This is a genomic window from Pistricoccus aurantiacus (genome assembly GCF_007954585.1).
Lineage (GTDB): Bacteria > Pseudomonadota > Gammaproteobacteria > Pseudomonadales > Halomonadaceae > Pistricoccus > Pistricoccus aurantiacus.
Window position 1 is genome coordinate 3,351,140 of sequence record NZ_CP042382.1, and the last position, 13,900, is coordinate 3,365,039.

At 59.4% G+C, this 13,900-nt stretch carries 10 protein-coding genes; 3 read left to right on the plus strand and 7 right to left on the minus strand.

What is annotated here, in order from left to right:
• Positions 1 to 230: 230 nt before the first annotated feature.
• Complete coding sequence (locus FGL86_RS15850; protein WP_186764425.1) at positions 231 to 1,022, plus strand: SIMPL domain-containing protein; 792 nt, start codon at positions 231 to 233, stop codon at positions 1,020 to 1,022.
• Here FGL86_RS15850 and serS read toward each other — a convergent pair whose 3' ends face one another.
• The gene (serS, locus tag FGL86_RS15855; RefSeq protein ID WP_147185670.1) at positions 1,023 to 2,300 is read right to left on the minus strand and encodes a serine--tRNA ligase; all 1,278 of its coding nucleotides are present in this window, start codon (positions 2,298 to 2,300) and stop codon (positions 1,023 to 1,025) included. It lies immediately after the preceding gene.
• A 200-nt stretch (positions 2,301 to 2,500) separates the two neighbouring features.
• Between serS and ydiJ the strand changes: the two genes are divergently transcribed.
• On the plus strand, positions 2,501 to 5,653 hold the full coding sequence (gene ydiJ, locus FGL86_RS15860) for a D-2-hydroxyglutarate dehydrogenase YdiJ (protein ID WP_147185671.1): 3,153 nt from the start codon (positions 2,501 to 2,503) through the stop codon (positions 5,651 to 5,653).
• 74 nt (positions 5,654 to 5,727) lie between these two features.
• Positions 5,728 to 7,593: a cation:proton antiporter gene (locus FGL86_RS15865; protein WP_147185672.1), complete on the plus strand. Its 1,866-nt coding sequence runs from the start codon at positions 5,728 to 5,730 to the stop codon at positions 7,591 to 7,593.
• Here FGL86_RS15865 and trpC read toward each other — a convergent pair.
• From trpC to trpE, 6 genes are all read right to left on the minus strand, one after another.
• Positions 7,573 to 8,379 (minus strand): indole-3-glycerol phosphate synthase TrpC, encoded by an 807-nt coding sequence (gene trpC, locus FGL86_RS15870; protein ID WP_147185673.1) that lies wholly within the window; start codon positions 8,377 to 8,379, stop codon positions 7,573 to 7,575. The two genes, FGL86_RS15865 and trpC, sit on opposite strands and share 21 nt — an antisense overlap.
• Positions 8,380 to 8,428: 49 nt before the next feature.
• A complete protein-coding gene (gene trpD, locus FGL86_RS15875; protein ID WP_147185674.1) occupies positions 8,429 to 9,457 on the minus strand; it encodes an anthranilate phosphoribosyltransferase in 1,029 nt (342 codons plus the stop codon).
• A gap of 29 nt (positions 9,458 to 9,486) precedes the next feature.
• On the minus strand, positions 9,487 to 10,089 hold the full coding sequence (locus FGL86_RS15880; RefSeq protein WP_147185675.1) for an anthranilate synthase component II: 603 nt from the start codon (positions 10,087 to 10,089) through the stop codon (positions 9,487 to 9,489).
• A gap of 282 nt (positions 10,090 to 10,371) precedes the next feature.
• On the minus strand, positions 10,372 to 11,130 hold the full coding sequence (locus FGL86_RS15885; protein WP_147185676.1) for a Crp/Fnr family transcriptional regulator: 759 nt from the start codon (positions 11,128 to 11,130) through the stop codon (positions 10,372 to 10,374).
• Between the two features lie 338 nt (positions 11,131 to 11,468).
• The gene (locus tag FGL86_RS15890) at positions 11,469 to 12,221 is read right to left on the minus strand and encodes a Crp/Fnr family transcriptional regulator (RefSeq protein WP_147185677.1); all 753 of its coding nucleotides are present in this window, start codon (positions 12,219 to 12,221) and stop codon (positions 11,469 to 11,471) included.
• Between the two features lie 124 nt (positions 12,222 to 12,345).
• A complete protein-coding gene (gene trpE, locus FGL86_RS15895; RefSeq protein WP_147186249.1) occupies positions 12,346 to 13,833 on the minus strand; it encodes an anthranilate synthase component I in 1,488 nt (495 codons plus the stop codon).
• Positions 13,834 to 13,900 lie beyond the last annotated feature (67 nt).

The following is a 13,900-nucleotide window of genomic DNA, read 5'->3' on the forward strand; positions in this document are numbered from 1 at the left end:
AATCGTGATCGAAGACTTTATTATCTTTGAGAAACTCGATTTACGCCGCCGTTTTTCCAGCGGCAAACCAGCTACTCATCAATTTCCCGAGAATTACAAATTGACATACTTAGAAACCCGTGTGCAATTATGAACCTACTACCACTCGAGAGCTCGAATTTAAGCATCGTTGTCACAACTATCATTCAACATCACATTCATAAATTGCTTTACAAGATCGAGGATTGCCCATGTTGTCTCGCCACTTTTCCGCTTGTCTGATCGCTGGCACTCTGATGACAAGCACTTTGCTCGGCACCAGCGCTCTCGCGCAAACGCCCGGTGATCAAGAATCTCGCGCCCATGTGCAGGCTCAGGCCACACTGAACGTCGCCCCGGACAAGGCAACCCTGAGCGCTCGCCTCTGGGAGCGCACGCCCAGCGTCGTCGCCGGCGAGGACACCCAGGCTGACCCGGAAGCGCTCAAGACAGCGAGAGAGCGACTCGAAAAGCGTACCGGCGAACTGATTCGCGCCCTGGAAGAAGAGGGCTTGAACAAGAACAAAATTCGAGCGGGATCCCTGCGCATCCGCCCGGATTACGTTTACCAGGGACCGGCCAGGAACGGCGAGCGAGAAACCTTGGTACGAACGCAGTTGGAACGCCCTATCACCCTGACGCTGAATGATCTCGAGCGGGTGCCGCGCCTGCTTGATGCGCTTACCCAGGCCGGAGTCAATCAACTGGACGGCGTGGAGTACGATCTTCGCGATCGCGAGGCGGCTAGCGACAAGGCACTGACCGAGGCGCTGAAAAAGGCTCGTCATAAGGCGCAGCTGATGGCGGATACCCTGGGTTTCGAACTTGGCGAGGTTGCCAGCGTGCGGGAAACTCGCTCGCCGACCTTTCCTCCCTACCGCATGGCCATGCAGGCTGACTCCCGGGAAAACAAAGGCGCCGAACCGGAATACCGGCCCGGCTTGATCGATATCGAAGCGGAAGTAGAAGTCAGCTGGTTTATCGAGCCATCGAGCGGCGAATGATCAGGTGTTGATAATTTCCAGCCCGCCCAGATAGGAGCGCAGCACCTCAGGCAACGTGATCGAGCCATCCGCGTTCTGATGGTTTTCGAGTATCGCCACCAGGCAGCGTCCCGCCGCCAGGCCGGACCCGTTCAAGGTATGCAACAGCTGCGGCTTCTTCTGATCCGGCCTGCGGAAGCGCGCCTGCATGCGCCGGGCCTGGAAATCCTCACAGTTGGAGACGGAAGAAATCTCTCGATAGGTCTCCTGGCTCGGCAGCCAGACCTCCAGATCGTAGGTCTTGGCAGCGCTGGCGCCCATGTCGCCGGTGCACAGGGTCACCACCCGGTAAGGTAGTTCCAGCGCCTGCAGGATCGCCTCCGCGTGACCGCGCATCTCCTCCAGGCACGCATAGCTTTTTTCCGGCTCCACCAGCTGCACCATCTCGACCTTGTCGAACTGATGCTGGCGAATCATGCCCCGGGTATCCCGGCCGTGAGAGCCGGCCTCGCTGCGAAAGCAAGGCGTATGCGCGGTGAGCTTGATGGGCAGCGCCTTCTGCTCGACGATCTCGCCCCGGACAAAGTTGGTCAGGGGCACCTCCGCGGTGGGAATCAGGTAATACTCCTGCTCTCCTTCCAGACGAAACAGATCCTCGCCGAATTTTGGCAGCTGCCCGGTGCCCATCAGCGACTCCGCGTTGACCATATAGGGGACGTAGCATTCCTCGTAGCCATGCTCCAGGGTCTGCTTGTCGAGCATGAACTGGATCAGCGCGCGATGCAGCCGAGCGATGGGACCTCGCATCACCGCGAAACGTGAGCCGGTCAGCTTGGCGGCCAGATCGAAATTCAGATAGCCTCGCTTTTCGCCCAGCGCCACATGATCCTTGACGGCAAAATCGAAGGTCGCCGGCGTGCCCCAACGATGCAGCTCGACGTTATCGCTTTCATCCTTCCCCTGTGGAACGCTTTCGTGGGGCAGGTTGGGCAGGCTCATCACAAGGTCGTTCCACAGTGCCAATACCTGATCCAATCTGCGCTTGGCGTCCTCCAGCCGCCCCCCCAGATCGCTGACTTCAGCGAGCAGCGGCGCGATATCCTGGCCCGCCTCCTTGGCCTGGCCGATCGCCCTGGAGCGATTATTGCGCTCGTTTTGCAGCCGCTCCGTCTCGGTTTGCAGTTCTCGCCGCTGAGACTCCAACGCGTCGAGATGTGCCGGGTCGAGTTGATAGCCTCGTGTGGCCAATCGTTCGGCGACCAGCGCCGGGTCGCTGCGCAGTAGTTTGGGATCGAGCATGAAGTCCTGTCCGTGAGATGAAAGAGAAATGCCGTACGCAAACCCCGCATTGTAGGAAAAAGCCGGCGCTTTCACCATCGCGCCGAGGCGGTGAACGAGATGCGTCGTCTTGAGGTCTCGGGTAAAGTGAACGCCTGTCTTCCCGGAGCCGATCGCGGCCACTGATTGCCCGCCCTCAATCTGATGATTGCAAAACTCGCATGATTGCAAAACTTGATAGTATCAAAGGCCTCGACGCCGATTACCTGCGCTTTCTCGATGCCCTGAAGGCGACCGGCTTTCAAGGCGAAATCGCCCCGGACTACGCCAACCGAAGCGTGCTGGCCACGGACAACTCCATCTATCAGCGTCTGCCCCAGGCGGCGCTGTTCCCGCAAGACGCCGAGGATCTGGAGCGCATCGCGCGGCTGGCGGGCCAAGAGGAATTCCGGCATATCGTGCTGGCGCCCCGGGGCGGCGGCACCGGCACCAACGGCCAGTCACTGACGGATGGCCTGGTGGTGGACGTTTCTCGCCACATGAACCGCATCCTCGAGATCGACGTGGAACATCGTTGGGTGCGGGTTCAGGCCGGGGTGGTCAAGGACCAGCTCAATGCAGCCTTGAAACCGCATGGTTTGTTCTTCGCTCCGGAACTTTCCACCTCCAATCGAGCCACTATCGGTGGCATGATCTCCACGGATGCCAGCGGTCAGGGAAGCTGCGAATACGGCAAGACGCGAGATCACGTTTTGGCACTGGACTGCGTCCTGCTAGGCGGCGAGCGTCTGATCAGCAGCCCGCTGGAAAAAGAAAGCCTGGCGGCCCAGTGTCAACGTGAAGACAGGACAGGCGAGGTCCACCGGGTCGCCCGGGATATCATCGACACCCAGAGCGAACTGATCGAGGCGATCTTTCCGCCTCTCAACCGCTGCCTGACCGGCTATGATCTGGCGCATTTGAGAGACGACCAAGGCCGCCTGAATCTCAATAGCGTACTGTGCGGCGCAGAAGGCTCGCTGGCGCTGCTCAACGAAGCGACCCTCAACGTCCTGCCTATCCCGAAGCATTCCGTGCTGGTCAACGTGCGCTACGCAAGTTTCATGGATGCTCTGCGCGATGCCCAGGCGCTCATGACGAGCGATGCTCATCCCACCTCCATCGAAACCGTGGACGACAAGGTGCTGAACCTTGCCATGGAGGATTTTGTCTGGGACGGCGTGGCGGCGTTTTTTCCCGCAAGCGATAAAAACGCGCCGGCCATACGCGGCATCAACCTGGTGGAATTCAACGACGACGATCCGCAGGCGCTGGAACAGCGGGTCGAGGCGTTCATTCAACATTTGCAGGGGGATGTCAGCGTCGAGCGTCTGGGCTACACCCTGGCCGAAGGGCGTGAACAGATCGGCCGGGTCTATGCCATGCGCAAGCGCGCCGTGGGGCTTCTCGGCAATGTCCAGGGCGAGAAACGTCCGATTCCCTTCGTCGAGGACACCGCGGTACCGCCGGAAAATCTGGCGAATTACATCGCGGAGTTTCGCGAACTGCTGGATGCCCGGGGCCTGGCCTATGGCATGTTCGGCCACGTGGACGCGGGCGTGCTGCACGTGCGCCCGGCCATGGACATGAAGGATCCGAGTCAGGCAGCCATGGTCCGCGAGATATCCGATCAGGTCGCCGAGCTGACCCAGCGCTATCACGGCCTGCTGTGGGGAGAGCACGGCAAGGGAATCCGCTCGGAGTACACCCCGAAATTCTTCGGCGAGCTCTATCCTAGCCTGCAGCGCTTGAAGGCGGCTTTCGATCCTCACAATCAGTTGAATCCCGGCAAGATCGCAACACCCTTTACCCGGCCCGAAGCCGCCGGAAAAGCGTCTAATCAACCGGATTCGACTGACGATACGGCTCACGAACCGATCAAGCTGGTCGATCCGGACCTGCTGCGTATCGACGGGGTGACCACTCGGGGCGAGCTGGATCGCCAGATCGACGAACGGATATGGCTGGCCCACGCCGACGCGGTGTACTGCAACGGTAACGGTGCCTGCTACAACTTTGATGTGGACGATCCCATGTGCCCTTCTTGGAAAGCCACTCGGGAACGGGTGCACTCCCCCAAGGGCCGGGCCAGCCTGATGCGGGAATGGCTGCGCCTGCAAGGCCGGGCGGGAATCGATGTGGTGGAGGAATCCCGCAAGAAGAAAGCCGAGGGGAGCTGGGGTTTCCTGCGCGATCTTCCGCTGCGGCTGTGGAACAGTTTCCGCCGGTGGCGCGGCGACGAGGATTTTTCTCATGACGTGTATGAAGCCATGGCGGGCTGCCTGGCCTGCAAGTCCTGCGCGGGCCAGTGTCCGGTCAAGGTCAACGTGCCGGCGTTTCGCTCACAGTTTCTCGAGGTCTATCACGGGCGTTATCAGCGACCGCTGCGGGACTATCTGATCGGCGGCCTGGAATTCCTGGTGCCTTACCTGGCGTCCGTCGCGCCGCTTTATAACGCCGCTCTGGACTGGCCTCTGGTACAGCGCCTGCTGGCTGGCCCCGTTAGCATGGTGGACAGCCCAAAACTCTCTCGGGCGAGCCTCAAGAAACAGCTCAAGGCCTGGGGGGTGGCGGAGGCCACGCCTACCAGCCTGGGCCTGCTTACGGAAAGCCAGAAAGTCCGCAGTGTGATTCTGGTGCAGGACGCCTTCACCAGTTATTTCGAATCCCGGCTGGTCATGGATGTGGTCGAACTGCTGTCGCGGCTGAATATCCGTGTCTTCGTGGCGCCTTTCGCGCCTAACGGTAAACCCTTGCAGGTCCAAGGATTTCTCGGCGCCTTTGCGCGTACCGCGGAGAAGCAGGCGCGTCGACTCAAGATGCTGGCGGCATTCGATGTTCCTCTAGTGGGGATCGATCCGGCCATGACCCTGACCTATCGTCAGGAATACGTCAAAGCCCTGGGCGACGCAGCGGTACCCCAGGTACTGCTGCTGCAGGAATGGTTGCTTTCCCTGGGAAAATCTCTGGTTCCCGCAACGCTTGAATTGCGCGATCCCGGGTTTCGCCTGCTCAGCCATTGCACCGAAAAAACTACCGCACCGGGCTCTCCCGCTACCTGGCAGCAGGTATTCGCCGCCTTCGGGCTCGAGCTCGAACTGGTCAACAGCGGCTGCTGCGGCATGTCCGGTACCTACGGCCATGAAGCGCGCAATCTCGCCACCTCGAAAACCATTTATGCTCAATCCTGGCAGCCGATCGTCGAAAACGCGGATAATCCGGGCCGACTGCTGGCCACGGGCTACTCCTGTCGTAGCCAGGTCAATAGGCTGTCCGAGCAAACCTTGCCGCATCCGCTACAAGCATTGCTGGCAACCCTGCGACTCGCCGCGTAATCTCGGTCGAGTTTCAGCGACTTGTTTCAAAACCGTCAACTCAACGACGAGCCTCTCACAAGGAGCGTGTGACCATGGAAAATCCAGCGGTAGGCTTGACCATGATCGGCCTGGTATCGCTGCTTTGCCAGTGGATTGCCTGGCGGCTGCGCCTGCCGGCCATCCTGCCGTTGTTGATCGCCGGCATCCTGCTGGGTCCGGTATTTCACCTGCTCGACCCGGACGCCCTACTGGGGGATCTGCTGTTCCCGATGGTTTCCCTGGCGGTGGCGGTGATCCTGTTCGAGGGCAGCCTGACGCTGAAATTCAGCAACCTTCGCGGCCACAGCGGTACCATGCGCAACCTGGTGATCTGGGGGGTATTGATCACCGCGGTAATCGGCGCCGTGGCGGCACATTATATCCTTGGTCTGCCCTGGGGCATGGCCAGCGTGCTGGGCGCCTTGCTGGTGGTGACCGGTCCCACGGTGGTCACTCCGCTGCTGCAGACGCTACGCGCCCGCAAGCACCTGACGGAGATTCTGCGCTGGGAAGGCATCCTGATCGATCCCATCGGCGCCATCGCGGCGGTGCTGGTGTACGAGTTCGTCGTGGTGGGGCTCGACGACGGCGCAGCGCTGAGCACCTTCTTACTGTTCATGAAAACCGCCCTGGTCGGTTTCGGTCTGGGCGCTCTGGGGGGCTATGCCTGGGGTCGAGTACTACGCCAACACTGGCTGCCTCAACGCCTGCACAGCTTCGGCACCTTGATGGTGATGCTGACGCTTTTCACTACCTCCAACACCCTCTTCCACGAGTCCGGCCTGCTCACGGTCACGATCATGGGGGTATGGCTCGCCAACCTGCGCGGCGTACCCACGGATCCTATCAAGGAGTTCAAGGAAACCCTTTCCCTGGTCCTGATTTCCGGGCTCTTCATCCTGCTGGCGGCACGTTTGACGGCGCACCAGCTGAGTTTGCTTTCCTGGCCGGCCTGGATCTTTCTGCTGGTACTGGTGGCGGTGGCACGACCGCTCAGCGTCTGGGTCTGCACCTTGGGTGGCGAACTCAACTGGCGAGAAAAGGCCCTGCTGGCGTGGATTTCCCCACGGGGTATCGTGGCCGCCGCGGTAGCTTCGTTTTTTGCCTTGAAGCTGGAAAAAGCCGGGGTGGCCGGCGCGGAGATGCTGGTACCCGTCACCTTTCTGGTGATCATCAGTACCGTGGTCGTTCAGAGTCTGCTATCCCGGCCGCTGGCGAAATGGCTGAGAGTGACCGAGCCGCCGCCTTCGGGTTTCCTGATCATCGGCGCCAACCCGGTAGCTCGTACCATCGGTCTGGCCTTGCGGGATGCGGGATTCATGGTGCGCCTGGCGGATAGCCATCGAGAAGAAATCAAGCAAGCGCAGATGGCGGGGCTGGACGTCTACTACGGCAACCCGCTTTCCGAGCATGCGGATACCCACCTGGAGATGGCCGGTATCGGGCATCTGCTGCCCTTGTCGCCACAGCGGGAACTGAACAACCTGGCCGCCCTGCATTTCGAGCACCTGCTGGGGCACGGCAAGGTCTTTCGCCTGGCGACTCAGCGAGGCCACGACAAGCGCCATCACCAGGATCTCGCCCTGGGCCACCTGCCGCTGCTGTTCGGCAAGGATGTCTCCTACTCTCAGCTTGCCAGCCTGATTTCCCAGGGCGCCACGGTACACCGGACGTCTCTCAGCGAAACCTATACCTTCGAGGACTACCAACAGGCTCACGAGGGGCAGCTTCTACCGCTTTTCTGTATCAGCGAAGCCGGGCGCATTCGCGTGGCTTCGAGTGAAAAAGAACTCGAACCCCAGCCCGGCGAATCGGTCATCAGCCTGATTTTCATCGATTCACCGCAGCAGGACGAGGCGCTTGCACAAGCCATGGCCGAAACCGAAAAAGAGGAAACCTCAGAAAAAGAGCTGCCGTAGCGCCTCGCCCGGGTCCGGCGCACGCATGAAAGCCTCCCCCACCAGAAAGCCATGCACGCCATGCTCGCGCATTCGAGCGACATCCTCCGGGGTATGAATACCGGACTCAGTGATCACGGTCACGTCCTCGGGGATCCTGTCGAGCAGTTCGAAGGTGGTATCGAGACGGGTAGCGAAGGTATGCAGATCACGATTGTTGATTCCCACCAGCGGAGGATTCAACGTCAGCGTGCGCTCGAGCTCCCAGGCATCGTGCACTTCGACCAGCACGTCCATGCCCAGGTTGACCGCTTGAAGATAGAGGTCCTCCATACGAGCTGGATCCAGGGCGGCGGCGATCAACAGAATGCAATCCGCGCCGATGGCTCGCGCCTCGGTGACCTGATAGCCCTGGGTAATGAAGTCCTTGCGGATGACCGGCAGCTCGCAGGCCTCTCGAGCTTCCGTCAGAAAATCCTCATGGCCCTGAAAGAAATCCGCATCCGTCAGCACCGATAGACAGCAGGCGCCGCCGGCTTCAAAGGACTGCGCGATGGCGGCGGGCTGAAAATCCTCGCGAATGACGCCTCGAGACGGCGACGCCTTCTTGATCTCCGCGATGACAGCGGGGGTTTCCGCGTCGATACGCGCCTGTAGCGCCTGAACAAAACCGCGAGGCGCGCTTTGCAGCTTGGCAAGCTCCCGCAGGTTGGCTTCACTGACTGCGCGGCTGCGGTTTTCCACCTCCTGTTCCTTGCGTGCCAGTATTCTGGTCAGGATGGTCGGCACTGCCTGGTGAGTATCCATGGTTGATGACTCCGCATAGTCTGATTCGCTGAAAACCGTTAATGACCGATCAAGGCTCGATACTGGCAAAGACCCGGGTGAAATTGGCCAATTCCTGCATTTTTTCCAGGGGTAGACGCGATGCCTGGGCATCCTGAGCCATCAATACGCCCTGCTTCAGGCTGTCCGCTACATCGCAGGCATATAGTGCCGCGCCGGCGTTGAGGGCGACGATATCCGCCGCCGGCCCTTCGCCCACCAAGGCTTCTCGCACCAGCCGCAGGCTGTCTTCCGCGGTCAGTACCCGCAGCGGGTCAAGAGACTGACGTTCGATATCGAAATCTTCCGGCGCAATCGTGTATTCGTGAATCTCGCCGTCCTTGAGTTCGGCGACTCGGGTAGGTGCCGCCAGGGAGATTTCATCGAGCCCGTCCTCCGCGTTGACCACCAGCACGTGCCGGCTCCCCAGGCGGCGCGTCACTTCCGCCATCAGCGGCACCAGATAGGCGTCGTAGACCCCCATTACCTGATTGGGCGCGGAGGCGGGGTTGGTCAGCGGGCCGAGAATATTGAACAGGGTACGCACCCCCATTTCTCGCCGCGGCCCGATGGCATGGCGCATGGCCTGATGGTGCATGGGGGCGAACATGAACCCTACTCCGACCTGATCGATGCAGCGCGCTACCTGATCCGCCTTGAGATCGATCTTGATGCCCGCCACGTCGAACAGATCCGCGCTGCCGGAGGAAGACGATACGCTGCGATTGCCGTGCTTGGCTACGTGAGCACCGCCGGCGGCGGCCACGAAACTCGCCGCGGTGGACACATTGAACAGATTGGCGCCATCGCCGCCGGTACCCACGATATCCACTACCGGATCGGCCTTGATGCGTACCGGCACCATCAGTTCACGCATTACCTGGGCGGCGGCGCTGATCTCCGCGGCGCTTTCGCCCTTCATGGACAGACCAATAAGAAAACCGCCGATCTGCGCGTCCGTGGCCTCGCCGGTCATGATGGTCCGCATCACGCTATGAGTGTCCTCGTAACTCAGATGATTGCCGTTCATCACCGCCTGGATGGCATCGCGCATCTGCATAAAGGATTCCTTGTCGTTGTAACGAAGACTCAGGCGGCGGGGCGCGCCTGCCCGCGGGCGAGAAAATTGGCCAGGAGCTCATGGCCCTGACGACTCAGGATCGATTCCGGATGAAACTGCACGCCCTCGATATCCAGATGGCGATGACGCAGCCCCATGATCGCTCCTGGGGTAACGTCGTCGTCATCCGCCCAGGCGGTCACCTCCAGGCATTCCGGCAGGCTTTCTTTCTCCACCACCAGAGAGTGATAGCGCGTCACTTCGAGAGGATCGTCCAGGCCGCTGAATACGCCTATTCCTTGATGACGTATCCGGGAGGTCTTGCCGTGCATGACCTGGGAGGCGCGTACCACCTTGCCACCGTAGACCTGACCAATGGCCTGATGTCCCAGGCATACCCCCAGGATAGGCAGGCGCCCCGCAAAACGGCGAATGACCTCCAGGGAGATACCCGCTTCATTGGGGGTGCAAGGGCCGGGAGAAATCACGATATGACTGGGCGCCATGGCTTCGATCTCATCCAGGCCGATGGCGTCGTTGCGATAGGTTTGCACTCGTGCGCCCAGTTCCGCGAGATACTGCACTACGTTATAGGTAAAGCTGTCGTAGTTATCGATCATCAGCACGGACATGAATTCAATACCCTGAAATTTGATGGATGGTTGACTCGTGACGCTTGCATTACCCGGGAATTGCCCGGTTGATCAAAGTATCACTGTCTGGCGCATCTGGCTTTCGAATACAAAAATGCCGCCAAGCGGCGGCATTTTTCCAGAGACAACAAGCCGCTCGTTTGTCAAGAGCGCCACTCTTTGTTTGCTTCAAGCCCAGGAGTTGGTGCGTTCATGCGGCAATAGTGCGGCGGTCGAAAGAGGGTGTCAAGAACCGCTGACTGGTCTTGATTCAGGGTTTCGTCATGCTGAAGGCAGCCGCCCCATGGTCTGGGTCGAAAGCTCCTCCGCCACGCTTGGCATGTGCAGATAGGTCGTATCGAACTCACCGAAGGTCCTGAGTCGTTCCCAATCGAGAATCGTCACGCTCTTGTGGTTGATCTCGATCATCTCCTGCATGCGCAACTGGCGAATGCTGCGGTTGACATGCACCTTGGTCAGTCCGGTGGTATTGCCCAGTTCCTCCTGGGTCAAGGGCATGGGAAAACTGTAGTCCTTCGTGAGTCCCGCCGCGCGAGAGCGCATCAGCATTTCACAATACAGGTGCGCCAGGCGTACCACTGCCGGACGACTGCCCTGATTAACCAGCCATTCTCGAAGCGTCGATTCATCCACCAAGGTGGACCAGAACAGAGCCCGAGTGAGGTTAGGGCAATGCCTGTAGATGTGAAAAATTCTTTCCTGAGGAATGAGAGCTACCTTGGTGGGTGTCAAGGCGCGTATCGAATGGTCCATCTGATCCAGGATCGTCGCATGAACGTCGCTCATGTCCCCGGGCAGCAGAAAACCCACGATATGCTCGCTACCGTTCTCCAGGGTCTTGTAACGACACGCCCAACCTTCCACCTGAAGGTGAACGAACTGCGACTTGACGGTTTCTCGCTCAATATTCGCCTGCTTGTTGAGATCGATTACCTTGACGATCGATTTCTGCAGTACATTGACGTCTTCATTCGTAAGCGTCGTACAGTGATTCAATTTTGACACTAACGCATCGATCATTCTGGCCGTTCCTTACCTAGAGCTCGAACCAGGTGAGACTTCCTTGCGACACCACGCGCCCTCAACGCCCAGCTAGCAACTTCAGCACCCTTCATAGGAGTAAGAATCTTAAGCGATAAATTACCTCTCCCTAGTAACAATTGTTAATACGCGCTGGTTATCCGTTTTCTTTAGCTTGGGTTAAGCAAGGGTGGTCGTTCACTTTTAGTTGGAAAACTAACTCGAACCTACAGGAAAGGCTTAATTAAAAGGCATGGAAATCTGCGTCGTTCGCTGATGGAACTCCACCGGTCCAGGCACCTCTGCGTCCGTTGCCTACCGACCGGCCAGAACGCCGACTAGCTGATCTTGCGGGATAGTTGAGGCGCAAGCTGCGCTTCGATGCGAGGCATGTGTAAATACGTTGCATCGAATTCGCCGAACTCTTGAAGACGCTCCCAGTCGAGAATCGTCAGCGTTCTATGGTTGAGTTCGATCATCTCCTGCATGCGCAGCTGGCGAATGCTGCGGTTGACATGCACCTTGGTCAGCCCGGTGGTATTGCCCAGCTCTTCCTGGGTCAGGGGCATGGGAAAACTGTGATTCTCCGTAAGACCCGCCGCGCGCGAGCGAACCAGCATTTCGCAAAAAAGATGCGCCAGACGTATCACCGCGGGACGGCTGCCTTGGTTGACCAGCCACTCCCGCAGGGTCGCCTCGTCCACCAGAGTGGACCAGAAAAGCGCCCGAGCGATATTGGGATAATGCAGGTAGAGATAGTTGATTCTCTCCTGGGGAATCAGAGCGAGCTTGACCGGTGTCAGGGTACGGATCGAATGATCCATGCGCTCCAGAATAGTGGCGTGCAGGGTACTGAGATCACCCGGCAGCAAAAACCCGACGATATGCTCCTTGCCGTTTTCCAGGGTCTTGTAGCGACACGCCCAGCCTTCGAGCAGTAGATGAATAAAATCCGGTTTTTCGTCTTCGCGCTTGATATTGGCCTGTTTTCCCAGATCCACCACCTTGGTGATCGACTTCTGCAGCACATTCTTTTCGTCGCCGGTAAGCGATACGCTATTACTCAATTTGAGAGTCAAGGCATCAATCATTTTGAATTGTCCTTACCGAACTACCCTCTGGGAAATACACCGTATCAGCGGAGAATGACAATACAGGCCAGATATCTTGTTAGTCTGGCGCAAACGAGCGCCGCTCGATAGCCATCCCCATGAATTAGTCAAGATTATCCAAACCGCGCTCCGCCATGGCCACGGCGCGAAACAGCGCCCGTCCTTTATTCAGAGTTTCCTGCCATTCGAGTTCCGGCTGAGAATCCGCCACCACCCCGGCCCCGGCCTGGATATGCACCTCGCCATCCTTGATCACGGCGGTGCGAATGGCGATAGCGGTATCCAGGTTGCCGTGCCAGGAGAGATAGCCCACCGCGCCGGAATACACGCCACGCTTGACCGGCTCCAGTTCGTCGATGATCTCCATGGCGCGAATCTTGGGGGCGCCGGAAAGCGTACCCGCTGGAAAAGTGGCGCGCAGCACGTCCATGGCGGAAAGCCCGGGTTTCAGGCGTCCGGTGACGTTGGAGACGATATGCATCACGTGGGAATAGCGCTCCACCGCCATGCGATCCGTGACCTTCACCGTGCCGGTTTCGCTGATGCGCCCGATATCGTTGCGCCCCAGGTCGATCAGCATCAGATGCTCGGCGATCTCCTTGGGATCCTCGAGCAGCTCCCGCTCCAGGGCCTGATCTTCTTCCTCCGTATGCCCGCGCTTGCGCGTTCCCGCGAGAGGTCGCACCGTCACCTCGCCCTCCTCCAAGCGAGCAAGAATCTCCGGCGAGGAGCCCACCACCTGGTGATCCTCCAGATCGAGGAAGAACATGTAGGGAGATGGATTGAGGCTTCGCAAGGCGCGATAGAGATCCAGGGGCGGCGCCTGATAGGGAATCGACATGCGCTGGGAGGGCACGCATTGCATGATGTCCCCGGCCAGCACGTATTCCTTGATGGTTTCCACCGCCGCCTTGAAACCCGCCTCGGCGAAGCCGGATTCGAAGTGGGTTTCCTCGATGGCGCCACGACCGGTTCCCGGGCTCGCCGCATGGCCTTGATGATCGCGCAGGCGAACTTCCAAGGCATTCAGGCGCTCCTGGGCGCGATTCAAGGCATACGGAATTTGCGGGTCCGCATGGGTCCATAGGGTCAAGCGGCCCGAAAGATTGTCGAATACCACCAGATCGTCGCAGACCATCAGCAGGATATCCGGCACGCCCAGGGGGTCCGCCTTCTCCACCGCTTTCAGCCGCGGCTCGATATAGCGAATGGTGTCGTAGCCGAAATACCCCACCAGACCACCGTCGAAACGCGGCTGATCGATGAGCTTCGGCACCTTGAAGCGGCTCTGAAAATTTTCGATCCAGGCCAGCGGGTCTTCGACCCGGGCAATCCCCTGAGGCTGCCCATCGACGATGTGGCGGACCTCGAAGCCGCGCACCTCGATGCGTTCCCGGCTCGGCAGTCCGATGATCGAATAGCGCCCCCACTTTTCGCCGCCCTGCACGGATTCCAGCAGGAAGGTCCAGGGTTGACTCGCCAGCTTGAGGTAGGTGGACAGCGGCGTATCCAGGTCCGCGAGAACCTCCCGGGTCACCGGGATACGGTTGTAGCCGGCCTTGGCCAACTCATCGAAACGTTCGAGGGTCATCATGCCCGGAAATCCTTAAATCAGCCGTCGTGGCGTCTTATCATGAGCTGCAGCGCAGCCTGAAGAG